This is a genomic window from Promicromonospora sp. NPDC057138 (genome assembly GCF_042670845.1).
In the GTDB taxonomy this organism is placed as follows: domain Bacteria; phylum Actinomycetota; class Actinomycetes; order Actinomycetales; family Cellulomonadaceae; genus Promicromonospora.
In genome coordinates this window covers 1-23,179 of record NZ_JBHUUX010000037.1, presented here as the reverse complement: position 1 = coordinate 23,179, position 23,179 = coordinate 1, and the positions used below count along the sequence as shown (strand labels likewise).

Annotated in this window: 22 protein-coding genes; 6 read left to right on the top strand and 16 right to left on the bottom strand. The window is 72.2% G+C overall.

Annotation, left to right across the window (positions count from 1 at the left end):
* Positions 1–6: 6 nt before the first annotated feature.
* Positions 7–369, bottom strand: a complete 363-nt coding sequence (locus tag ACFT2C_RS18795) for a DUF4267 domain-containing protein (RefSeq protein WP_377208597.1) — start codon at positions 367–369, stop codon at positions 7–9.
* Positions 370–455: 86 nt separating this feature from the next.
* Here ACFT2C_RS18795 and ACFT2C_RS18790 point away from each other — a divergent pair, with 86 nt between their 5' ends.
* On the top strand, positions 456–1,037 hold the full coding sequence (locus ACFT2C_RS18790) for a TetR/AcrR family transcriptional regulator (RefSeq protein WP_377208596.1): 582 nt from the start codon (positions 456–458) through the stop codon (positions 1,035–1,037).
* A gap of 7 nt (positions 1,038–1,044) precedes the next feature.
* Here the strand turns inward: ACFT2C_RS18790 and atzF are convergent, their stop codons facing one another.
* From atzF to ACFT2C_RS18770, 4 genes are read right to left on the bottom strand one after another with little or no spacing between them, the layout of a single operon-like run.
* Positions 1,045–2,808, bottom strand: coding sequence for an allophanate hydrolase (gene atzF / locus ACFT2C_RS18785; protein WP_377208595.1), 1,764 nt, complete (start codon positions 2,806–2,808; stop codon positions 1,045–1,047).
* Complete coding sequence (uca, locus tag ACFT2C_RS18780) at positions 2,805–6,497, bottom strand: urea carboxylase (RefSeq protein ID WP_377208594.1); 3,693 nt, start codon at positions 6,495–6,497, stop codon at positions 2,805–2,807. The genes atzF and uca overlap by 4 nt, the downstream gene beginning before the upstream one ends.
* Positions 6,494–7,168 carry an urea amidolyase associated protein UAAP2 gene (locus ACFT2C_RS18775; protein ID WP_377208593.1) on the bottom strand — a complete coding sequence of 225 codons (675 nt, stop codon included), beginning with the start codon at positions 7,166–7,168 and terminating at the stop codon, positions 6,494–6,496. Before ACFT2C_RS18775 ends, uca begins: the two co-directional genes overlap by 4 nt.
* A complete protein-coding gene (locus ACFT2C_RS18770) occupies positions 7,165–8,022 on the bottom strand; it encodes an urea amidolyase associated protein UAAP1 (RefSeq protein ID WP_377208592.1) in 858 nt (285 codons plus the stop codon). The genes ACFT2C_RS18775 and ACFT2C_RS18770 overlap by 4 nt, the downstream gene beginning before the upstream one ends.
* Before the next feature lie 121 nt (positions 8,023–8,143).
* On the opposite strand from ACFT2C_RS18770, the gene ACFT2C_RS18765 reads away from it, so the two are divergent.
* Positions 8,144–8,863, top strand: a complete 720-nt coding sequence (locus ACFT2C_RS18765; RefSeq protein ID WP_377208591.1) for a TetR/AcrR family transcriptional regulator — start codon at positions 8,144–8,146, stop codon at positions 8,861–8,863.
* 115 nt (positions 8,864–8,978) lie between these two features.
* The gene (locus ACFT2C_RS18760; protein ID WP_377208590.1) at positions 8,979–10,460 is read left to right on the top strand and encodes a sodium:solute symporter family protein; all 1,482 of its coding nucleotides are present in this window, start codon (positions 8,979–8,981) and stop codon (positions 10,458–10,460) included.
* A 135-nt stretch (positions 10,461–10,595) separates the two neighbouring features.
* Here the strand turns inward: ACFT2C_RS18760 and ACFT2C_RS18755 are convergent, their stop codons facing one another.
* Complete coding sequence (locus ACFT2C_RS18755; protein ID WP_377208589.1) at positions 10,596–11,237, bottom strand: hypothetical protein; 642 nt, start codon at positions 11,235–11,237, stop codon at positions 10,596–10,598.
* Positions 11,238–11,403: 166 nt separating this feature from the next.
* On the opposite strand from ACFT2C_RS18755, the gene ACFT2C_RS18750 reads away from it, so the two are divergent.
* Complete coding sequence (locus ACFT2C_RS18750) at positions 11,404–12,279, top strand: hypothetical protein (protein WP_377208588.1); 876 nt, start codon at positions 11,404–11,406, stop codon at positions 12,277–12,279.
* Between the two features lie 186 nt (positions 12,280–12,465).
* On the opposite strand, the gene ACFT2C_RS18745 is transcribed toward ACFT2C_RS18750, so the two are convergent.
* The 10 genes from ACFT2C_RS18745 to ACFT2C_RS18700 all read right to left on the bottom strand — a co-directional run bounded on the left by ACFT2C_RS18745 (position 12,466) and on the right by ACFT2C_RS18700 (position 21,821).
* Positions 12,466–13,575 carry a 3-deoxy-7-phosphoheptulonate synthase gene (locus tag ACFT2C_RS18745; protein WP_377208587.1) on the bottom strand — a complete coding sequence of 370 codons (1,110 nt, stop codon included), beginning with the start codon at positions 13,573–13,575 and terminating at the stop codon, positions 12,466–12,468.
* Positions 13,576–13,845: 270 nt separating this feature from the next.
* Positions 13,846–14,580, bottom strand: a complete 735-nt coding sequence (locus ACFT2C_RS18740) for a glutamine amidotransferase (protein ID WP_377208586.1) — start codon at positions 14,578–14,580, stop codon at positions 13,846–13,848.
* A 55-nt stretch (positions 14,581–14,635) separates the two neighbouring features.
* Positions 14,636–15,442 carry a hypothetical protein gene (locus ACFT2C_RS18735; protein ID WP_377208585.1) on the bottom strand — a complete coding sequence of 269 codons (807 nt, stop codon included), beginning with the start codon at positions 15,440–15,442 and terminating at the stop codon, positions 14,636–14,638.
* A gap of 12 nt (positions 15,443–15,454) precedes the next feature.
* On the bottom strand, positions 15,455–16,240 hold the full coding sequence (locus tag ACFT2C_RS18730) for a hypothetical protein (protein WP_377208584.1): 786 nt from the start codon (positions 16,238–16,240) through the stop codon (positions 15,455–15,457).
* The gene (locus tag ACFT2C_RS18725; protein WP_377208583.1) at positions 16,237–17,187 is read right to left on the bottom strand and encodes an ATP-binding cassette domain-containing protein; all 951 of its coding nucleotides are present in this window, start codon (positions 17,185–17,187) and stop codon (positions 16,237–16,239) included. Before ACFT2C_RS18725 ends, ACFT2C_RS18730 begins: the two co-directional genes overlap by 4 nt.
* Complete coding sequence (locus tag ACFT2C_RS18720) at positions 17,184–17,576, bottom strand: GntR family transcriptional regulator (protein ID WP_377208582.1); 393 nt, start codon at positions 17,574–17,576, stop codon at positions 17,184–17,186. Before ACFT2C_RS18720 ends, ACFT2C_RS18725 begins: the two co-directional genes overlap by 4 nt.
* A 145-nt stretch (positions 17,577–17,721) precedes the next feature.
* Positions 17,722–18,822, bottom strand: a complete 1,101-nt coding sequence (locus tag ACFT2C_RS18715) for an aspartate-semialdehyde dehydrogenase (RefSeq protein ID WP_377208581.1) — start codon at positions 18,820–18,822, stop codon at positions 17,722–17,724.
* 1 nt (position 18,823) lies between these two features.
* Positions 18,824–20,101, bottom strand: coding sequence for an aspartate kinase (locus ACFT2C_RS18710; RefSeq protein ID WP_377208580.1), 1,278 nt, complete (start codon positions 20,099–20,101; stop codon positions 18,824–18,826).
* 127 nt (positions 20,102–20,228) lie between these two features.
* Positions 20,229–21,002 carry a TSUP family transporter gene (locus ACFT2C_RS18705; protein WP_377208579.1) on the bottom strand — a complete coding sequence of 258 codons (774 nt, stop codon included), beginning with the start codon at positions 21,000–21,002 and terminating at the stop codon, positions 20,229–20,231.
* Positions 21,003–21,077: 75 nt separating this feature from the next.
* Positions 21,078–21,821, bottom strand: coding sequence for a YqjF family protein (locus tag ACFT2C_RS18700; RefSeq protein WP_377208578.1), 744 nt, complete (start codon positions 21,819–21,821; stop codon positions 21,078–21,080).
* 88 nt (positions 21,822–21,909) lie between these two features.
* Here ACFT2C_RS18700 and recR point away from each other — a divergent pair, with 88 nt between their 5' ends.
* A complete protein-coding gene (recR, locus tag ACFT2C_RS18695) occupies positions 21,910–22,515 on the top strand; it encodes a recombination mediator RecR (protein WP_377208577.1) in 606 nt (201 codons plus the stop codon).
* 11 nt (positions 22,516–22,526) lie between these two features.
* Positions 22,527–23,096, top strand: coding sequence for a DUF5063 domain-containing protein (locus ACFT2C_RS18690; RefSeq protein WP_377208576.1), 570 nt, complete (start codon positions 22,527–22,529; stop codon positions 23,094–23,096).
* Positions 23,097–23,179: the final 83 nt, after the last annotated feature.

Genomic DNA, 23,179 nt, shown 5'->3' with positions numbered 1-23,179 from the left:
CCCGGCTCAGGCGGCGAACAGCAGGCCCGCGCTGACCAGCATGACGACCGCGGTCGCGAAGTGGACCCCGAACGCGACGGCCTTCGTGCCGCCGTGGCGTAGCACGATCACGGCGTCGCCGAACGGGATCAGTGTCGCGGTGAGCATGAACCAGGCTTCGGCATGGGCCCCCGCGAGGACGAGGAGCACCAGGCCGATGACGCCGAGGGTGGCGTCCCGCGAGCCCTTGATCATGAGGTAGGCGTGGTCCTTCATGGCGGGCACGCCGTACCCGGCCGCGGCGACGTAGGGCCTGAGCAGGAAATTCACCCCGATGTACACGACGAACAGGTTGAGTACTGCGGCCAGGGCGTACGCGGCGACGGTCATGTCAGATCTCCTTGCTAGCGCCGATAGATGATGTAGCGACGCTAGCATAGCGAGGACAGATTGCCTAGCAATGCTAGGATTTGACCATGACGACTCAGACGCGCCGGGAGCGCGAGCGGGCGCAGCGCGAGCAGCAGATCGTCGCGGCGGCCCGGGAGCTGGCGGAGACGGAGGGCTGGGAGGCGGTCACGACGCGGCGGCTCGCCGCCGAGATCGAGTACAGCCAGCCCGTCCTGTACAGCCACTTCAAGGGCAAGGGCGCCATCATGACGGCGGTCGCCGTCCAGGGCTTCGAGGAGCTGGTCGACGAGCTGCGCGTCGCGCGCACTGCGGCCCGCGCAGGCCGCGATGCCCTCGCTGCGGTGGCGGCGGCATACCTGGGCTTCGCCCAGAAGCGCCCCGCCCTCTACGACGCCATGTTCACCCATGCGGTCGACCTGCCGTTCGCCAGCCCCGACACCCCGGCCCTTCTGCGCAACGGGTTCGACGAGCTGCTTCAGGCCGTGCGGCCGCTGGCCGGGGACGACGACCCTGGCATCCTCACCGAGACCTTCTGGGCGAGCCTGCACGGCCTGGCCATGCTCGAGCGCAGCGGCCGCCTGCCCCCCGAGCTCCACGGGCACCGGCTGGACCTGCTGATCGGCCGCTTCGCACCCGCGGCGACCTGACGCGGCGCTAGCGCCCGGCCGCGGCCGCCTCGGCGTCCGCGGCGAGGTGCGCCAGCCAGCCACCCGATGCCGTGATGTCGCGGGCCCCGTCGAGGGCTGCCGGCTCGCACAGGAAGCCGGGGACCTCGGAGCCGTCGGCGAGCAGGACCTTGCCGATCGCCATGGGCGCCGGGACCGACGCGACGAAGTCGCCGAACCCAGCCGCCGACAGCTCCCACACCTCGGCCTTGATCGGGGCGCCGCCGTCGGCCACGCGGACCAGGCCCGGCTTGGCCGGCGTGATGTCCAGGGCGAAGAGCCGGTAGGCGGGAGCGGTGGTGGTCGTCGCGACCAGCCGGCCGCCGCGGTCGACGAGCTGATGGTTGAGCGGCTGCCCGCTCAGGTGCGCCCCGACCACGGCGAGCGGCACCGATGCCCGCGAGACCGCTGCCTGCGGCACCGATCCGGGCCGCACCGGCTCGGAGCTCTCCGCGAGAAGCTCGGCAACGCCCGCGAGCAGGCCGTCACTGAACGCCGGCCCCACGAGCTGCACACCGAACGGCAGCCCGTCCGCCTCCCCTGCCGGCACCGCCAGCGCGGCCATGTCCAGGAGGTTCGCGAAGTTGGTGAACCGGCCCAGGTCGGAGTTCACGCCCACCGGGTCCGCCGCGACCTCGGCGAGCGTGGGGTGCCGCGTCGTCGTCGGGAGCAGCAGGACGTCCGTGCCCGCGAGCGCCGTGCGGGCGGCCAGGCCCAGCTCGTCGAGCCGGGCCATGTCCGCGAAGAGCTCGTGCGCCAGGGGCGCGGCGGCCTTGCCGATGATGGCGCCGACCACGGGGTCGACGTCGTCGGGGTGGCTCGCGACGAAATCGCCGACGGCGGCGTACCGCTCGGCGACGAACGCCCCGTCGTACAGCAGCCGGGCGGCGGCCAGCAGGGGCGCGATGTCGACCCGGCGCACCTGCGCGCCCGCGTGGGCCAGGCGGTCGACCGCCGCCTCGAAGGCCTCCGCCCAGCCGGGCGCGAGCGGGCCCAGCGCCTCCGGGGACGGGACCGCGACGACGGGCGGGCCGCCGTCGCCGCCACCGGGACGGACCGCGTCCCAGCCCGGCGGCAGGTCGCGCGCCAGGGGGTCGACGCCGTCGGGCCCGGCCAGGCTCAGCAGGGTCCGGCGCGCCGTGGCCAGGTCCTGGGCCAGCACGGTCACGCAGTCGAGCGAGCGGCACGCGGGCACGACGCCGGTCGCGGGCACCACGCCACGCGTCGCCTTGATCCCGACGAGCCCGTGCAGCGCCGCAGGCACCCGGCCCGAGCCGGCCGTGTCCGTGCCGAGCGCCACGTCGACGATGCCCAGCGCCACCGCGACGGCGGAGCCGCTCGACGACCCGCCCGAGATCCGCTCCGGCGCCGTCGCGTGCCGCACCGCGCCGTGCGGGCTGCGCGTCCCCACGAGGCCGGTGGCGAACTGGTCGAGGTTCGTGGTGCCGAGCACCAGCGCCCCCGCCGCACGGAGGCGGGCGACCGCCGTCGCGTCGCCGTCGGGCGTGTAGGCGAAGGCCGGGCAGGCCGCCGTCGTCGGGAGCCCGGCGACGTCGATGTTGCCCTTCACCGCCGCGAGCAGCCCGGCCAGGGGGAGCTCCTCCCCTGCCTCGAGCCGCCGGGTAACCTCGTCGGCGTCGGCCAGGACGTCGGCGCGCGGCCGGAGGTCGATCCACACCTCGGGCCGGTCCACCTCGGCGACCCGGGCATACGCGGCCTCGACGCGCTCGCGCAGGCCGCCCAGCGCGCTCACGCCGCCATCTCCTGCGCCACGACCACGAGCACCCGCCCCGGCCCCACCTGCTCGCCGGTCTTGACGTGCACGGAGCTGACGACGCCGTGGGCGGTCGCGGTGACTGGTGCTTCCATCTTCATGGCCTCCAGGGTGATGAGGGTGTCGCCGGGCGCTACCGCGTCGCCCGGCTCGACGTCGACGCGGAACACCGTGCCGACAAAGGGCGCCTCGACGCCGTGCGCGCCCGGCGGAACCGGCACGCCGACGGCGGCGGGCGCGGCTACCGGCTCCGGTCGGGGTTCGAACTCCCCCGCCGCCGCCCAGGCGTCGCGCTCTGCCTGGAACGCGGCGGCCTGCCGCTCGCGGAACCCGGCGATCGGGCCCGCGTTCTGCTCGAGGAACCGCTGGTACTCGGCGAGTGCGAACTCGCCCTCCTCCACCCGCAGCTCGAGCCGGCCCGCGGCGGCCTGGTCGCGCAGCTCGCCGAGCTCCTCGGAGGACACGGGGTACCAGCGGATCCGGTCGAAGAACCGCAGCAGCCACGGGGTTCCGGGCCGGAACGAGCCGCGCTGCGCGTGCGTGGACCACACCTGCGTGGTGCGGCCCACGAACTGGTAGCCGCCTGGGCCTTCCATCCCGTAGATGCACAGGTAGGCGCCGCCGATGCCCACGGCGTTCTGGGGCGTCCAGGTGCGCGCCGGGTTGTACTTGGTGGTCACGAGCCGGTGGCGCGGGTCGAGCGGGGTCGCCACGGGTGCGCCGAGGTACACGTCGCCCAGGCCCAGCACCAGGTACTCGGCGTCGAAGACCGTCCGGTAGACGTCGTCGACCGTGTCCAGCCCGTTGATCCGGCGGATGAACTCGATGTTCCACGGGCACCACGGGGCGTCGTCGCGCACGCCGGCCATGTACCGGCGGATGGCCTCGCGCGTGGCCGGGTCGTCCCACGACAGCGGCAGCCACACGGTGCGCGAGGGCACCACGAGCTCGGCGGTGGGCGGCAGCGCGGCGTCGACCTCGCGGACCAGGTCCAGCGCCTGCCGCAGGGTGAGGACCGCAGGGTCGAGGTGCACCTGCAGGGACCGGATGCCGGGCGTCAGGTCGAGGACGCCCGCGGACCGCAGCGCGCCGGCCACCGCCGGGTCGTAGGTGCTCGCGGCGTCGCGCGGCACGCCGAGCCGCTCGTACAGGCCCTCGGCCAGCGCGTGCACGCGCATGCGCGTCGCGACGTCGAGCTGCATGGGCCCGTACTCGACGAGCAGGTTGTCGTCACCGCTGCGCCGGTAGGTGACCTCGGGCGACACCTGCGTGCCGCCCTGGGTGACGGCCGGCACGCGGGCGAGCACGCCGCCGTCGGACACGGCGGCGCGGTCCGGGGCAGCCGGAAGCAGCGGCGCGGCGCGCAGGGCGTCCGCCTGCGCCTCGCTCACGGGGACGAAGCGGACCGTGTCGCCGGGCCGCAGCTGGCCGAGCTTCCACAGGTGGCCCACCGCGACGGTCGCCGGGCAGGTGAAGCCGCCCAGGCTGGGCCCGTCGGGTCCCAGGAGGATCGGCAGGTCCCCCGTGTAGTCGACGGCGCCGACGGCGTACGGCGTGTCGTGGATGTTCGACGGGTGCAGGCCCGCCTCACCGCCGTCGGGCCGCGCCCACGTGGGCCGGGGGCCTACGAGCCGCACGCCCGTACGCGCCGAGTTGAAGTGCACCTCCCAGTCGGTGGCATAGAACTCGGCCATGTCCTCGATCGTGAAGAACTCCGGCGCCGCGTGCGGCCCCTCCAGGGCCGCGACCTGCCACCGGTCCGGAAACTCGGGTCGCTCCTCCGGTGGCACGGGCACCGGTTGCCCGACGCCGGACGGATCGCCCAGGCGCACCACGTCACCGGTGCGCAGCGGCGCCCCGGTGGTGCCGCCGATCTCGCCGAGGTCGAACGTCGCCGCCGAGCCCAGGACCTGCGGGGCGTCGAGCCCGCCCGCCACCAGCACGTAGGTGCGCATGCCGCGGTCCGGGGCGCCGACGTCGAGCACGGCGCCCGGCTCGAGAACGAGCGGCTCCCACTGGGGCGCCGGGACGCCGTCGACGGTCACCGGAGCGGGCGCGCCCGTGACCATGACGGTCGCGGCAGTGCGGAACCGCAGCGCCGGGCCGTGGAGCGTGCACTCCAGGCCGGGCGCGCCCTCCGGGTTACGCAGGGCCCGGTTGCCGAGCCGGAACGACAGGTCGTCCATCGGCCCCGACGGCGGGATGCCCACGTGCCACAGCCCCGTGCGGCCCGGCCAGTCCTGGATGGTGGTCAGCATGCCGGGCCGCACCACCTCGAGCCGCGGCGAGGCGTCCGCCACGTGGGCCAGCGTCCCCGTGTCGTGCCGTGCGGCGACGACGTCGGGGTGGTCCGGCAGCGCGGCGAGCAGGCCGAGGTTGGTGGCCACGCCGTCGATGCGGGAGCCGTCGAGGCCGCGGGCGAGCGCGGCCCAGGCCTGCTCGCGGTCGTCGCCATGCGTGATCACCTTGGCGAGCAGCGGGTCGTAGTGGGCCGAGACCGTGGTGCCGGCCTCGACCCAGGTGTCGACGCGGACCTCCGCCGGGAACGCGGCGTGCGTGATCGTGCCCGCGCTGGGGGTGTTGTCCCGGTCGGGGTTCTCCGCGTACACGCGGGCCTCGACGGCGGCGCCGCGGGGGGCGCGCGGGGCGTCGAGCCACTCGCGCACCATGCCGGCGTCGCCTCCGGCGAGCCGCAGCATCCAGGCGACGAGGTCGACGTCGTAGACGGCCTCGGTGACGGGGTGCTCCACCTGGAGGCGCGTGTTGACCTCGAGGAACGAGGCCTCCTCGCGCTCGGCGTCGTAGACGTACTCCACCGTGCCGGCCGAGCGGTAGCCCACGGACGCGGCCAGGTCGCGCGCGGCGTCGGCGATCCGGGCGCGGACGGCGTCCGGGAGGTGCGGCGCGGGCGCCTCCTCGACGACCTTCTGGTTCCGGCGCTGCAGGGAGCAGTCCCGGTCGCCCAGCGTGACGACGCCGCCCGCGCCGTCGCCGAACACCTGCACCTCGACGTGACGCGCGCGCTCGACGAGCCGCTCCAGGAAGACGTCGGCCGTGCCGAACCCGGCCGCCGCTGTGCGGCGCACGGCGTCCCAGGCGGCGACCAGCTCGTCGGCGTCCCGGCAGGCCCGCATCCCGATCCCGCCGCCGCCTGCGGTGGCCTTCAGCATCACCGGGAACCCGATCCGCCCGGCCTCCGCGACGGCATGCTCGACGTCGGCGAGCAGGCCAGTCCCCGCGAGCAGGGGAACCCCGGCCGCCTGCGCGGCGGCCCGCGCCGTGTGCTTGGCGCCGAACAGCTCGAGGTGCTCCGGCGTCGGCCCGACGAAGGCGAGCCCGGCCGCCTCGGCCTGGCGGGCAAAGCCCGCGTTCTCGGACAGGAACCCGTACCCCGGGTGGATCGCGCCCGCACCGGTCCGGAGCGCGGCCTCGACCACCAGATCGCCGCGCAGGTAGCTCTGCGCGGCGGGGGCGGGCCCGAGCGGCACGGCCTCGTCGGCCAGGTGCACGTGCAGGGCCCCGGCGTCGGCCGCCGAGTGGACCGCCACAGTGCGCAGGCCGAGGGCGCGCGCCGTCCGGATGATCCGCACCGCGATCTCGCCGCGGTTGGCCACGAGCAGCGTTTTGTAGGGCTGGCCCGTCATGGTGTTGTGGGGCAGGACCGTCATGCGCGCGTCACGATCACCCGGACGGGCGTCGGGTCGAACCCGTTGCACGGATTGTTGATCTGCGGGCAGTTGGAGATCAGGACGAGCACGTCGCGCTCCGCCCGCACCGAGACGGCCAGGCCGGGGGCGGAGATGCCGTCCACGATGCCGAGAGCGCCGTCCGGGTCCACCGGCACGTTCATGAACCAGTTGATGTTGGAGACCAGGTCGCGCTTGCCCAGGCCGTGCCGGGACCCGCCCAGCAGGAAGTTCTCCACGCAGGCGTGCTGGGCCCGCGTGTGGTGCCCGTAGCGCAGGGTGTTGGACTCCTTGGAGCAGGCACCGCCCAGGGTGTCGTGGCGGCCGCAGGTGTCGGCGACGACGGTCATGAGCGGGCCGTGCTCGGCGTCGCGGAGCACGCTGCCGGTCGTGAGGTAGATCGTGTCCTGGCCCTGCAGGGTGTCGGGTGCGCTGTACCGGAGCTCGGTGTCGTGCGCGTCGTAGACCAGAAAGTCGACGGCCTGGTTGCCGCCCACGTCCACCATCGTGAGCGTGTCCCCGGCGGTGATCACCCGGGTCCAGGGGTTGCGGGCGGCCACGGTCTCGTCGTGGATCACGACGGCGTCCGCCGCGACCTCGGGCGGGACGATCGCGAGCGGGGCGGCGGTGGCTGGGACTGTGGCTGCGGTCATCGGTCGGCTCCTCGCGTGCGGCGGTGGGCTGTCGAGTTCTCGTACGCGCGGCGCCCCTCGGGCGTGGCGTCCCATGCGGGGTCGCCGGGCACGGTCGGTGCTCCGGGCCAGGCCACGACATCGAGCGGGCCGGCGGTGAACTCCGGCCGGGGGTCGAGCGGGTGGGCGGTGCTCGCGAGCAGCACGATCAGCGGCAGCTCGGCCACCAGGGTGATGCTCGCGGGGCCGGACGATCCCGCGAAGGCAGGCCGCCCGGCGTCGGACACCGACACGCCCTCGAAGAAGGTGACGCTCGGCGGGAGGTCGCGCCTCGACAGCCCGTGCTTGGCGGCGGCGAGCGCGAAGAGCTCGCGTCCGGCGGGGCTGGGGCCGAAGACGTCCCCGCTGCCGTAGCGCTCCGCGTTGCGGGCGAGCGTGGAGGTGCCGAACAGGGCGTCGTGGCGCGGCGCGTCGGCGCGGTTGCCCGCCGAGTCCTCGACGATCGTCGCGAGCGCACGACCCTGGTCGGACAGGAGCAGGTGGCCCGCGGTGAGGAAGGCCTGCCACTGGACCTTGACCGTGTCGGCGACGTTGAGGCGCTCGGTGGGCTGGTCGGCATGGAACGCCAGCAGGTGCGCGCACGCGTCGCCGGTCGTGTCCCGCACGCGGACGCGGGTGCCGGCGGCGACCACCAGGCTCGTGTACCCGCCTGGCGGCACGGTCTCGGCCCAGACCAGGTCGGCCGCGGCCACCCCCGGGGGCAGGTCGCCCGCGTAGGCGGACGCGGGGTGGAGCACGCGGGGCAGCTCGGCTGCGGCCGCCGGCTCCTGCTCGCGGGCGTGAGCCTTCGCGCCCGCGGTGGTCGCGGTGGTCATGACGCCTCCTGGGTTTCTCCATGGGGTTTCTGTCGGATGACAGGAATAGATTTTCGCCCCAGTGTTTCCCCCGGGCGCACGGCGAGGTAAATCCTGAGTTACACCAGGTAGCGTCAGGCGGGTGACCTCCTCGATCGCCGACCAGGGCGCAGCTCCTGCGCCGCGGCGCCCTGGCCGCCCCCGCGCTGACGGCGCATCGCCCAGCGGCCGCGGCACCGAGTCGGACCTCCTGTCAGCGGCCGCGCGCCTCTTCTGCACGGTGGGCTACACGGCTACATCGACCCGCGCGATCGCCGACGCCGCGGGCGTGCGCCAGGCCTCGATGTACCACTGGTTCGGCACCAAGTCGGCGATCCTCCAGCGGCTGCTGCTCGACTCGGTCGAGCCCTCGCTCGAGTCCGCGCGGCTGCTGCTTGCGCGGCCGGAGGAGCCGGCGGTGCGGCTCTGGGCGCTCGCGCGGCTCGACGTCGAGCTGCTCTGCTCGGGCGACCTCAACATCGGCGCGCTATACCTGCTGCCCGAGGTGGCCGGGGCCGGGTTCGAGACCTTCCGCGAGCATCGCGAGCAGCTCCGGGCCGCCTACGGCGACCTGGTCTCGGGAACGCTCGGTCCCGACGCCGGGCACGACGACGGCGCCATGGTCCTGACCTTCGTGGAGAGCGTGATCCTGCGTCGCCGCGACGAGCCGGAGCTCGACGCCGCGCGGGCCGGGCAGCGGTACGCGGACCTGGTGCTCCGGCTGCTGGGCCTGGACGACGACGCCGTCGCCCAGGCCCGCGAGGCGGGCTTCGCACTGGCGGAGGAAGCCCGACCGAAGAAACCTGTCGCCCGACAGAATTAACGCAGTCGTTCCACACGCGCGACACGGGTGTGACGCGCGGCGAGGTGAATGGGTCCTGCTACCGGACCCCATCCATCCACCGCGCGCCACGCGGTCCTCGTTCGAGGAGCCACCCATGATCATCGCAGGTATCGGCGTGACGGTGCTCGCCGTCGTCGTCATCGGAATAGTCGTCGCCCGGAAGGTCGACGGCGACTCCGCCAACTATCTCGTCGCAGGACGCCGCCTCGGCGTACCGCTCGTCGGGGCGTCGCTCATGGCGGCCGCCGTCGACTCCAACGCCACCGTCGGGAACACCGACCTGACCTCGCTGTTCGGCTTCTGGTCGGGGGCGTCCCTCGCCATCGGCCTGGCGATCTGCCTGCTGCTGACCGGCCTCTTCCTGGCCAGGCGGCTCAACGGCATGGGCCTGTACACGCTCGCCGACTACTACCGGAAACGCTACGGGCGCGGCGTCGAGGTCGCGGCATCGGTGCTGATGATCTTCGCGTTCGCGATCCTCATGGCCGGCAACCTCGTGGCGTGCGGGTTCCTCCTGGAGCACTTCGCCGGGCTGCCGTACTGGGCCGGCGTGGTGACTGCCGTGGTCCTCGTCCTGATCTACACCGTCGGTGGCGGCATGTTCTCCGACGCCTACACGGCCGCCGTCCAGATCACCATCACACTGGTCGCCACCGCCACGCTCGTCATCTGGTTCGGGGCGACCTTCGGTTTCCAGATCCCCGAGGGGATGGGGCCGTTCGACCTGGAGCAGCTCACCTCCACCGACGTCGGCGCGCCGATCAACTGGGCCACGCTGATCTCGCTCGGCATCGGCGACATCGTCGCCATCGACTTCATGCAGCGCATCTTCTCCGCCCGGACGCCGCAGATCGCGCGTCGCGCCTGCTTCACCGCCGCCGCAGGCACCGCCGCGATCGGCGTCGCGTTCGCGATGGTGGCGCTCGGTTCGGCCGCGATCGGGATCGACGCCACCGACGGGCCCATGCTGTTCACGCTGCTCTCGGACCACGCGCCCGTGTGGCTCGCGGTCCTGGTGCTCTCGGGCATCGTCGCGGCGTCGTTCTCCACCGCTTCCGGCGCGATCCTGGCCACGTCCGCGGTGGCGGTGCGCAACATCCTGGGCGTGCGCCGCGTCGCTCCGTCCGACGGGACGTACGACCCCCTGCTGCGCTGGACGCGGCTCGCGATGCTGCCGATCGTCGTGGTCGGGACCGTGATCGCGCTGACCGTGGCGCAGACCGGGATCCTGCTCACCCTCGCGTTCGACCTGATGCTGGCCTGCCTGGCGGTCCCGTTCCTGCTCGGGGTGTTCTGGAAGCGCGGCGGCAATGCCGCTGCGATCGCCGCGATGGTCACCGGGCTCGTCGTGCGGTTCGGCCTGTTCGTGCTCACGCCCACCATCTACGGCGTGCCCAACGACATCGCGTACATCCCGAACGACCTGGTCCCGGCGACGTTCGACGGCTGGCCCACGATCTACGGTGCGGTCGTGTCTGTAATGGCGTACGTGGTGGTGGCGCTCGCACGGCCGGCGTCCGCCCCCGTCGAGCCGGAGCCGGAAGCGGAGCAGGAGATGGAGCCGGCGACGGTGTGACGGTCGCTGACCAGCCAGCGTCGCCGTCGAGCAATCCAGTGGTCCGCTTCGAGAACAACCTTAGGCACCGATTTGAGCAGGATTCAGTGCCTGAGGTTGTTCTCGAAGCGGACTTCCGCGAGGTCGGCAGTCCGTTCAGGCATCGCACGCCTCCTGCATGGCCTTGCCCATGCGATCGATGTCTTCCCGGCCGCTCACCCAGAGCGTCCCCCGGTACGGCATGTTGACATCGCGTTCGACACCGAGGGATCGGATCCTTAGTGGCGCGCCCTCGTAGCCCTGCCAGGTGTCGTTGCCCAATTGCACGTCGCCCTGCGGATTCACGATCCACATGGCCACCGATCGACCCGGCGGGATGATGACGGCGCTCTGGGTGCCGTCGGGGGCACCACCGTCGGCAGAGCGGTTGGCAAACCTGGTGTCGTCCAGGCGGCGGTCGTCGCCCACGGGCTCGAACCGGTAGACGTCTGGGTCAGTGCTGATCACCGTGACGGGCCAGGGCGACGGGTTCCGCACCGTATGCGCCACCACCACGTCGTCGTCGCCACCGAACAATGTCCAGTCGTCGCCGGAGGGAAGGCAGTCCGGGAGGCTCGTGCCAAAGGAGCTCGTGGACGAGCCCGTCTCGACCCGACCGATGCGGGCCACGCCCTGCCATGCGGCGATGCCGACGAACAGCGCCACGATCACCGTGACGGGAATCCAGCTCCCGCGGCGCCGGCGCGGCGACTCTGTCTCGGTGGCCTCAGCCGGATCCACCGCATCGACGCTGGTCATGCGCAGAGGTTAGGCCCGCAGTGCGGCCACCACCAGCAAAAGGGCTGGTGAGCGAGCCGATGCCGGCGAAGTGCCGTGCAAACGCAAGCCTGGAGAGTCTGCTGTCGCTAGCGTAGAAGTCATGCGGACGCGAGCCTAGAAGGCGCGGCACTAGGATCCGTGTCCCATGAGGCACCCGCTGCACCACTCCTTTCGGATCCCCGCGACGTTTGCCGCGCTGGCCGAGTTCCTCATGGACGGACTGGATCCCGGGGACCCGAACGTCTGGCGCTACGCCTCCTGGCTGGACAGGGGTGGGGACCTCTTCTGCGGCGACATCGATTCCGGCCTTCTTGGTGAGCCCGTCCCCGGCGACGATCCGGCGGCACTCTGCAGAGAGCTGGGGTACAGCTCACCGCCGCTCGAGATCCTCCCGTTCTGCTGGAACGGCGGGGACGGGCTGCACTACGGATGGGCCGTGCTCGCACCGGAGCTGGACGCCGCTGACCACCCGTGCGTGTCGTACGCCCCCGGCGAGGACTCGGCGCGCTGGCTCGGCGACAGCACGAAAGAAGCTCTGGAGAACCTTCTCGTCGGCGCGATAGCCAACTGGGCGGAGCGGGGACCTGGGCAAGGACTGCCGTCGCCCGCCGAGGACGAACGTTGGGCGGCGGTGTGCGGCGCTCTCGACCTGCGTCCCGACGTCGGCTCCCCCGCGATCGGGCCGGGAGCCCGCTCGCGCCTGAGGATCAGACCCGAGGTTCCCGCTGGATGGCGGTATGAGCCGACCGGTGATGGCATCGGCGTGCTCGCCGAAGCTGCCGCGTTCGCGCCCGAGACCGTGCAGGTCGACGACAGCGGGGACGACGAGGAGTACCTGCCCGTGGCCAGGAGATATCTCGCCCGCGGTTTCCCGGCCTCAGCACTGTGCGTGCTCAAGTCGCTCTCGGGTCACGGGCACGAGGTCGTGGAGCTGATGTGCGAGGCGTATCAGCAGCTCGGTCGGGGGCTCCTCGTCGAGCGCGCCGAGCTGTGGTTGCGGCTCAACCCGTCGGATCGCTGAAGCAGGCTGCGGCGCGGCCGCATGAACGCCCCCGGCGGTCGAGCTTGCCGAGACCGGGGTCTCGACAAGCTCGACCAGCGAGGTGGAGCTCGACCAGCGAGGTGGAGCTCGACCAGCGAGGTGGAGCTCGACCAGCGATGTGGAGCTCGACCAGCGCTGTCGAGCTCGATCTGCGACGACGTCAGGTCAGCCGCGCCGCTCGCGAACCGCCTTCGCGAGCTCGCGGAGCAGGTCCTCCGTCGTGTCCCAGTCCATGCACTTGTCGGTGACCGACTGGCCGTAGGTGAGCTCGGACAGCGGAGCCGGCTTCTGCGCGCCGGCCTCGATGAAGCTCTCCATCATGAGGCCCGTGATGCCCCGCTCGCCGTCGGCGATGCGGTTCGCGATCTCGTGCACGACGCCGGCCTGGCGCACGTGGTCCTTGCCCGAGTTGCCGTGGCTCGCGTCCACGATCACGCCGTTCTCGACGGCGCCGCCCAGCCCTGAGGTGCGCGCCACGCGCAGGGCGTCGGCGACGTCCTCGGTCGAGTAGTTGGGGCCCGAGCGCCCGCCGCGCAGGATGACGTGGCAGTCCGGGTTGCCGGTGGTCTCGACGGCGGCGGCGCGACCCTCGCCGTCGGCCCCGAAGAAGGTGTGCTCGCTCGCGGCGGTGATGCAGCCGTCGACGGCGATCTGGACGTCGCCGTCGGTGGCGTTCTTGAACCCGACCGGCATGGACAGGCCGGAGGCGAGCTGGCGGTGCACCTGCGACTCCACGTTGCGGGCACCGATCGCGCCCCAGGTCACGGCGTCGGCGATGTACTGCGGGCTGGTGGGCTCGAGGAACTCGGCCCCGGCGGGCACGCCGGCGTCGAGCACTCCGAGCAGCACCTCGCGGGCGAGGTTCAGGCCGTGCCGCACGTCGTGCGAGCCGTCCAGGTGCGGGTCGTTGATGAGACCCTTCCAGCCCACGGTGGTGCGCGGCTTCTCGAAGTACACCCGCATGACGACGACCAGGTCGTCAGACAGCTCGCGCCGGAGCGTGGCGAGCCGGTTGGCGTAGTCGAGCGCGGCGACCGGGTCGTGCACCGAGCACGGGCCGACGATCGTCAGCAGCCGGTCGTCCTCGCCGGTCAGGACGTCGCGCACCTCGCGGCGGGACGTCGTGACCAGGTCGCTGCGGGCGGTGCCGAGCGGCATCGACGCCAGCAGGCTGTTCGGGGCGGGCAGCGGGTCGAGAGCGCGAATGCGCAGGTCAGAAGTGCGGGTACCGAGGTCGGAGGCCTCGGTGCTGGGTTCCGCGGGGGTAATGCTCATCGGGATCGGGGCTCCTGGTAGGCGGGTCTGGTTCGAGGAACCGGACGGCCCGCCACCGACTCCTGGTCCGGAGCGGCCCGTCTCGGTCAAGACGAAGGGCCTGGACGCGATCGGCGTCCCAGGCCCTGGCTCCGGGTGGAAAGTTGGTCAGGCGTGCGCCCGCCGAGCTCCACCAGGAGCCGACGTAAAGCGCCAATACCAACGAATGTCCACGGCCAAACCGTAGCCCCGGCCCCGGCGGCTGTCCACCGGGTACCAGGATGCGGTCCGTCACAGCTGGGCGTAGCGCTCCACGAACGCCCGCAGGATGCGCATCGGCTCTGCGACCGTCACCATGGCGACCCGCTCGCGCAGCCGCTCCGCCTCCTCGCTCGGGAAGTAGCCGTAGTCCCGGTAGACGACTATCCGCTGCTGCATCCCCAGGACGTCCAGCTCGGGGTGGAACTGCGTGGCGTACAGGTTCTGCTTGATCCGGAACATCTGCACCGGGCAGCCGGCCGACGACGCGAGCAGCACCGCGTGGTCCGGCAGCTTGCGCACGGCCTCCTTGTGCCCCACGTACGCCGGGAACGTCGGCAGCACCCCGGCCAGCAGCGGGTCCGACGCCGCGTCCGGCGTGAGCTCCACGGTGACCGCGCTCGGCGCCTCGGCGAACGTACCGTCGATCACCGCGCCCTGGTGCGCGCCCAGCGTGCCGACGCCGTAGCAGGCGCCCAGGAACGGGAAGTCGCGCGCGACGATCTCGTCGAGCAGCGCCGCGAGCTCCGCCTCGACGCGGAGCTGCACCGGGCCCTTCAGCTCCGGCGGCGTCGACGAGTTGAACGGCCCACCGCCGACGAGCACCCCCGAGTAGTCGTCGAGGTTCACCGGCGGCAGGGGGTCGCGCTCGAGGCGCACCCGGTGCAGCTGCTCCGGCTCGAGGCCGCCGTACTGGCAGAACGCCGCATACTCGCCGTCCGCGGCGATGTCCTCCCCGCGCGTCGCCAGCAGCAGAAACGGCTTCATGACAAAAGCGTAGGGGAGATCACTCCCAGCGGAAGGGCTTCACGCCGAGCAGGGTTCAGCGGGGTCGTACGGGTGCCGTGCGGAGCAGGGCGTGGAGCACGACGGCGGCGAGCACGACGGCGAGCACGGACCCGCCGACGCCGAGCAGCAGGATGGCGATGCCGTCGGCCGGGGGCACCTCGGCGTGGTCGATGTCGGGCCGGAGCTCGACGTTGGCGATCGTACCCACCACGCCGGTCCGGGTGGCGAGGTCGACGACCACGGCCGGCAGCGCGAGCGGGACGACCAGGAGCGCGCCCCAGGCGCGCGCGTGCACGAAGCCCACCCCGATGCACGCCCCGACCAGGATGTAGGTGGCCACGACGAGTCCCTCCGCCACTCCGGTGCCGAGCACCGTGAGGGGTGAGTCGAACGGCAGGGCGCCGAGCCGGCGCCACGTCATCCCGAGCGACGCGCTCAGCAGCCGTTCACCCAGCAGGGCGAGCACCGTGACGACGCCGTAGCCCGCGCCGAGCACGAGGGCACACCGCGTCACTCCCCCGGCCAGGGACCGGCGGCTGCCACCCGTCGCCACGTGCATGGTCAGCAGGCTGGTCGTGGCGACGACGCCGAGCGAGAGCGCCGCCCAGCGCTGCGCGCCGAGCGTGGCGTCGAGTGCGCTGATCTCCAGGTCGTTGCCCGCGAACGCGTTCCCGACGGTAATCCCGACCGCGTACACCGCGTAGATCGCCCAGAACCAGATCCCGACCACGGCGCCGGACCGGCGCAGCCGCCGGTCGGCGGCGGTGACGCCACGCACCTGGCCGGCTCGGGCGAGCTCGGTGCGGCTCATCGCGGTCTCCTCGACGGTCGTTGCAGACATCTGGGGTCCTCCTCAGGCGGACGGCCGCAGCGCGACCGTCCGCAGCGGCATGCGGAACAGCCAGGCGGCCATCGCGACGGTGACGAGCCCGCCGGCGAGGGCCAGCAGCACGCCGCCGACACCGCCGGGCAGGTTCCGCGGGCCGACGATCAGGGCCGTGACGCCGGTGTGCGTCGCGAGGTCCACGAGTGCCGCCGGGACGAGGGCGACGACGACGTAGAGCGACCCCGGGACCGCGCCGAGATGGCGGTAGCCGGCCGCGATCGTGGCTCCTACCAGGTAGTACGTGGCGACGACGAGGCTCTCGGTCAGGACGGTCAGGACGATGCCCGCCCAGCCGTCCGCCGGCGGCCCGAACTCGCGCGTCCACGTCAGGTCGAGCGCGGCGAACAGTGCGCGCTCGCCGGTCAGGTAGACCGCGGTGATCGCGCCGATCAGCAGTCCGCCCGTCAGCGCGCCGCGGACGGTACCGGCCACGAGCGTGGCGCGGGTGCCGCCGGCGGCGAGGTGCAGCCGCAGGTACGCGGCCGGGACGACGAGCCCCAGCACCAGCACGACCCACCGGGAGGATCCGCCCATCTGGCTGTCGAGCACCGCCTCGTCGAGCCCCGAGCCGTACCGGGTCATGAGCACGACGATCGTCGCCGCGACCACCGCGAAGATCGCCCAGTACCAGCCGCCGATGGTGCGGATGACGCCGACCGTGGCGCCGGCCGCGGCCCGGACGGCGCGTCGCTCGGCGTCACGGACCAGCCTGTCCCGATCGGCGCTTGCGGCGACCGTGCCGGTCGTCGTCATGACGGCACGCTCCTCGGGTCGGTCAGGCGGACGAACAGGTCCTGGACCGGCACGGCACCGACCTCGACCCCGGCCCGCCGGGCCGCGGTCAGCTCGGCCTCGCCGAGCGCGCCCTCCAGCGTGACCTGGACCGTCGTGCCGAGCTGTTGCCGGTGCAGGACCCGGCGTCCGCCCGCGATCCGCTCGACGGCGTCCCCGGTGCCGGTGAGGCTGAACCCGCGCGCCCGCATCTGCTCGGCAGGCTCCGCCAGGAGCACCCGCCCGCGATCGATCACGACGACGTCCTCGAACAGCCGCTCGACCTCCTCCACCAGGTGGCTGGAGAGCAGGATGGTCCGCGGGTGGGCGGCGTAGTCGGCGAGGAGCTCGTCGTAGAATGCGTACCGCGTGGGCGCGTCCATGCCGAGGTACACCTCGTCGAAGATCGTCAGCGGGGCCCGCGTGGCCAGGCCGATGGTGGCCCCGACCGCCGACCGCTTGCCGCGGGACAAGGCCGACGGGCGCTTGCGGACGTTGACCTCGAACAGGTCCAGCAGCCGCTCCGCCGTCTCGGCGCTCCACCCGGGCCGCATGTCGGCGTAGTACTTGAGCGAGGTCGAGACCTTCTCCTCGTTCATCAGGTCGCCGCTCTCGCGGACGAGCTGCGTGCCCGAGGTGATCCAGGGGTTCTCCCACGGGTCCTCCTCGCCGCCCTCGGGCCCGACGACGACGGTGCCGCTCGTCGGCCGGTTGAACGCCGCCAACAGCGAGAGCATCGTCGTCTTGCCCGCACCGTTACGGCCGAGCACACCGGTGATGGTCCCGGGCCGGATCGTGAGGCTGGCTCCGTCGAGCGCTGTACTGGCCTCGTCCTTGACCAGGGTGCCGTTCGGCAGCACTCTGCGACTCTTGCCGAACTGGACGACGACGTCATCCAGCCGGGCGCCGAAGGGCGCGGTCGTCGTCATGGCTTCTCCTCGGTTGGCTTGTCGCTGCGACGCTTGGCGTTCGTGCCGAGGACGTAAGCCACTACCTCGTCGGTCGGGATCCCGAGGATGTCCGCCTGCTGCAGAGCCGGCGCCAGGACCTCCTCGAAGTAGCTCTTGCGGTGGTCATCGAGCATGCGCTCCCTGGCGCCCGGCGCGACGAACATCCCGAGACCGCGGCGCTTGTAGAGCACGCCCTCCTCGACCAGCCCCGCGAACGCCTTCTGTGCGGTTGCCGGGTTGATGCGGAACGTCGTCGCGAACTGTGTGGTGGACATGACCTGCTCCTCCTCCTTCAGCTCACCGGCGAGCACCTGCGCGCGGATCATCTGCGCGATCTGGAGGTAGATCGGCTCGGGTCCGTCGAACACCGGCTCACCCCCTTCGTTGGTTCGTTACTTGACTAATGAACCATACGACGGCCTGGTGCGCAAGGCCGTGCAGAGACGCGAACGAGGGGCGGGGGAGCGTGCGTGGATGCACGCACTCCCCCGCCCCTCGTGGCGGCCGGGTGGGTCAGGCGTCCTCGGCGGCGTCCAGGGTGGCGAGCTCGGCCAGGTCGGCCGCTATCAGCTCGGCGATCTGGATGGTGTTCAGGGCTGCGCCCTTGCGGAGGTTGTCGTTGCTGACGAACAGGACCAGGCCGCGGCCGTCCGGTACGGACTGGTCCTGCCTGATGCGGCCCACCAGGGACGGGTCGATGCCGGCCGCCGCGAGCGGCGTCGGGACGTCGGCGAGCTGCACGCCGGGGGCGTCGGCCAGGAGCTTGCGGGCCTCGTCCGGGGTGATGGGGCGCGCGAACTCCGCGTGGATCGACAGCGAGTGGCCGGTGAACACGGGCACGCGCACGCAGGTGCCTGCCACGGCCAGGTCGGGCAGGCCCAGGATCTTGCGGGACTCGTTGCGGAGCTTCTGCTCCTCGTCGGTCTCGCCCGAGCCGTCGTCGACCAGGTTGCCGGCGAACGGCAGCACGTTGAACGCGATGGGCGCCACGTAGGCCTTGGGGTCGGGCAGGTCCACGGACCCGCCGTCGTGCACCAACCCCTCGATGTCCTGCCCGACGGCGGCCCGCACCTGGCCGGCCAGCTCGGCCACCCCGGCCAGGCCCGAGCCGGACACGGCCTGATAGGTCGCCACGCGCAGCCGCTCCAGCCCCGCCGCCTGCGCGAGCGGCGAGAGCACAGGCATCGCGGCCATCGTGGTGCAGTTCGGGTTGGCGATGATGCCCTTGACGGCGTCCGCTATCGCCTCCGGGTTGACCTCGGACACGACGAGCGGGACCTCGGGGTCACGCCGCCACGCCGACGAGTTGTCGACGACGACGGCGCCCGCCTCGGCGAACCGCGGCGCGTGCTCGCGGGAGGTGCCGCCACCCGCGGAGAAGACGGCGATGTCGATGTCGGCGAGGTCGTCCGTTGCGGTCGCCGCGACGTCCTCGACCGGGACGTCCACCCCGGCGAACGGCAGGGTGGTGCCCGCGGAGCGGGCGGAGGCGAAGAACCGGACCGACGCCACGGGGAACTCCCGCTCCTGCAGCAGCCGGCGCATCACGCCGCCCACCTGGCCGGTGGCGCCGACGACGGCGACGTTCACGCCGTACTCGGAGATCTGGACCATGTCAGCGCCCCGTTCCCGCGTAGACGACAGCTTCGCCGTCGGCGCCGTCGAGCTCGAACGCGGTGTGCACGGCGCGCACGGCGTCGTCCAGCGAGTCCTCGCGGGTGACCACCGAGATGCGGATCTCCGAGGTCGAGATCATCTCGATGTTGATGCCGGCGTCCCGCAGGGCGCCGAAGAGCCGCGCCGAGACACCCGGGTGCGACTTCATGCCGGCGCCCACGAGCGACAGCTTGCCGATCTGGTCGTCGAACTGCAGGGAGTCGAAGGCCAGCTCGCTCTGCACGGCGGTGAGGGCGGCCATGGTGGCCGGGCCGTCGCCGTCGGGCAGCGTGAACGAGATGTCGGTGAGGCCCGTGGCCGCCGCCGACACGTTCTGCACGATCATGTCGATGTTCGCGCCCGCGCCGGCCACCACCTCGAAGATGCGGGCGGCCATGCCGGGGACGTCCGGCACGCCGATCACGGTGATCTTGGACTCGGACCGGTCGTGCGCGACACCGGAGATGATCGGGGCTTCCATGGCGTTCTCCTTCGACATCTTGTCTGCCGCGACCACGAGCGTGCCGTCGTGGGCGCTGAACGAGCTGCGGACGTGCAACCGCACGTTGTACCGGCGCGCGTACTCGACGCTGCGCAGCGCGAGCACCTTCGCGCCGCAGGCCGCGAGCTCCAGCATCTCCTCGTAGGAGACCTGGTCGATCTTCCGCGCGGCGGGCACGATGCGCGGGTCGGCCGTGAACACGCCGTCGACGTCGGTATAGATCTCGCAGACGTCGGCGTCCAGGCCGGCCGCGAGCGCCACGGCCGTCGTGTCGGAGCCGCCGCGGCCGAGGGTGGTGACGTCGTTCGTGGACTCGGTGACGCCCTGGAAGCCGGCCACGATGGCGACCTGTCCCCTGTCCAGCGTCTCGCGGATGCGGTGGGGCACGACGTCGACGATGCGTGCCCGGCCGTGCACCGCGTCGGTGATGACGCCCGCCTGCTGGCCCGTGTAGGACTTGGCCTTCACGCCCAGGTTGGTGATCGCCATGGCCAGGAGCGACATGGAGATGCGCTCGCCGGCGGTGAGGAGGATGTCGAGCTCCCGCTTGGGCGGGAGCGGGGTGATCTGCTGTGCGAGGTCGAGGAGCTCGTCGGTGGTGTCGCCCATGGCGCTCACCACGACCACTACGTCGTTGCCCGCTCGCTTCGCCTCGGCGATCCGCTTCGCGACGCGCTTCACGCTGCGCGCGTCCCCGACCGAGGATCCACCGTACTTCTGCACGACAAGAGCCATGCGCCTGCCTTCCGTTGCCGGCCTCCGTCTGTCTCAACGGCCCGCCGGGTGGTTGGGTTTGCAGATCGATGGTACGACGGCGGGAATCCCGGGCGCTGCGGAAGTTCACCGTGCGGGACGGTGCGCCCTATCCGGCGAAGACGTCCCAGGCCAGGCGGGCGATCAGGGCGCCCACCACGACGACGAACACGATGCGGACGAACTTCGAGCCCTTGGCCACCGCCATCCGTGCGCCGATGTAGGCGCCGACCAGGTTGGCCACGCCCAGCCCGAGGCCGAGGGCCCAGATGACGGCGCCGCTCGGGACGAAGAAGATCAGCGCGCCCAGGTTGGTGGCGAAGTTGACGATCTTCGCGATGGCCGACGCCGGGAGGAACGAGTACCCGAGGAAGCTCACCAGGCTGATCACCAGGAACGTGCCCGTGCCGGGCCCGAGCAGCCCGTCGTACGCGCCGATGAGCAGGCCGATCACGGCGGCGATGCGCTTGTGCCCGTTGCCGACCCAGCGCAGGTTGTCGTGCTGGCCGACGTTCGGCTTGAGCAGCGTCCAGGTCAGCACACCGACGAGCACGACGAGGATGATCGGCTTGAAGAGCTGGGCCGGGATGTGTGAGGCACCGACCGCGCCGCCGAACGCGCCGACCAGCGCCGCGAGCGCCATCGGGCCGGCGGTGCGCATGTCCGGCTGGACCCGCCGGTAGTAGGTGATGGCACTGGTGGAGGTGCCCATGATGCTGCCGAGCTTGTTCGTCGCCAGGGCCTGCACGGGGCTGATGCCGGGGACGAGCAGGAGTGCGGGCAGCTGGATCAGGCCGCCTCCGCCCACGACGGCGTCGACCCACCCGGCGGCGAGGCCTGCGAGGAGGAGCAGGACGATGGTGAGGAGGTCGAGTTCGGGCACAGGTGCATTGTGCGCGAAACGATCCGATCTCCCGGCGGTGTCTCGGTCAGGAGGACGCCGCGGTCGCGGCCGTGCTCACATCCGCGTTCCGCGGCGGACGGTCACGGGCGAGCCGTCGGCGATGAAGGCGGAGACCGGTTCGGCGGCGAGGCTCTCGACGAACTGGCGGCCGTAGACCTGCTCGACGTCGCACTCGAGGCCCGGGTCGGTGGCCTGCCAGACGTGCCAGCTCGGGTGCTCGACGCGGTACTCGACCGAGCCGCCGCCCCGCTGCGCGGCGTAGCCCCAGTAGTGCTCGGTGATGAACTGCTCCTGGGAGCCCTCGGCGGGCGGCCGCGCGTTGCCCTGGGCGGTGGCCCGGACGTGGTGCCACGCCCCGGCGTCGCGCCAGGAGTACTCCACGACGCCGTTCGGCGTGTCGCGGTCGGCGGCGAGGTCGATCCGGTGCCGCATCGGCCGGGCCACGTACTTCTCGCCGTAGGCGACGCGTGCGACGGTGGCCAGGGCCCTGCGGGGCACGATCTCCTTGACGAAGACGACGCCGCGCCGCCAGCCGTCGTCGGCCCGGCGGCGCACGTAGAACCGCAGGTTGATCTCGTCGAAGTCGCGGTGGAACGGGACCGGGACGCCGAGCAGGCGCGTGTCGAGGAACTGGAACCCGACCACGCTCACGAAGTGCCGGCCGCCCCACGTGTCGAGCTCGACGCCGCGCGGCACGAGCGGCCGGAGGACTGTCGGGTCGATCTCGTAGTTGAGCATCACCAGCCGGCGCCACTGCGCCGTGAGGAACTTCCCGGTCCGCACCTCGGGTCCTGTCACGCGGGGGAACGTACTCCCGATCTCACACACCGGCTACTCCCGATCTCACACACGGGGATGTCGGTGCCGACCCGTAGGCTGACCTCTTGTGTACGAAGGCGCGGTCCAAGACCTGATCGACGAGCTCGGCCGGCTTCCCGGCGTCGGGCCCAAGAGCGCGCAACGCATCGCGTTCCACCTGCTCGCGACGGACAACCAGGAGGTCAAGCGGCTGGTCGACGCGCTGACCGAGGTGAAGCTGCGCGTCCGGTTCTGCGAGCTCTGCGGCAACGTCGCTGAGGCGGAGCGCTGCCGCATCTGCCTCGACCCGCGGCGCAGCGACGACGTGATCTGCGTCGTCGAGGAGCCCAAGGACGTGGTCGCGATCGAGCGCACCCGGGAGTTTCGCGGGCGCTACCACGTGCTCGGCGGCGCCATCAATCCGATCGATAACGTCGGCCCGGACGACCTGCGCATCAGCGAGCTCATGGCCCGGCTGGCGGACGGGACGGTGCAGGAGGTCATCCTCGCCACCGACCCGAACGTCGAGGGAGAGGCCACGGCGACCTATCTTTCCCGACTGATGGCCCACATGGGTATCACTGTCTCGCGGCTGGCCTCTGGTCTCCCCGTGGGTGGAGACTTGGAGTACGCGGACGAGGTGACGCTCGGCCGCGCGTTCGAAGGCCGCCGTGTCATCGGCAACGACAAGTAGGTGGGACCACGATGAGTGAGATAACCCCCGGCTCGGACCTCAGCGAGGTCTCGGACCAGGTGTCGGCACAGGCACGGACGTTCCTGTCGACGGTGACCCAGGTCGCGTCCGGAGGGATGCCGGGGGCGGAGCTCTCGCTGCTGGTTCTCGCGACGTCCGACCTGCTGGCCGCCGGGGCGCGGCTCGCCGCGATCGTGGACGTCGTGCCCAAGGAGCGGTACGAGCCCGACGCCGGCCCCGACACCGACCTCGACCCCCTGCGCGAGGCCCTGTCCAAGATGTTCGACGGGTTCGACGACTACACCGAGGTCGTGGACCCGGTGCTGGGCGAGGACGTCGGTGCCGCCTCGCTGTCGGGCGACCTCGCGTGCGTCGCGGAGGCGCTGGCCAAGGGCCTGCAGCACTTCGACAGCGGCCACGAGCTCGAGGCCCTGTGGTGGTGGCAGTTCTCGTACTTCTCGCTGTGGGGCGAGCGCGCGGCGTCCGCGCTGCGGGTGCTCCAGGTGCTGCTCGCGCACGTGCGCCTGGACGTGGAGGACGACGTCGCCGCCGAGGCGGAGTACGACGCCCTCCACTCCTGACGCGGCACGCTGGTCGAGCGTGTCGAGACCAGGTCTCGACACGGGCGCGGAGCTCCCGGATCACCGGGTCGTCGGTGGGGCCC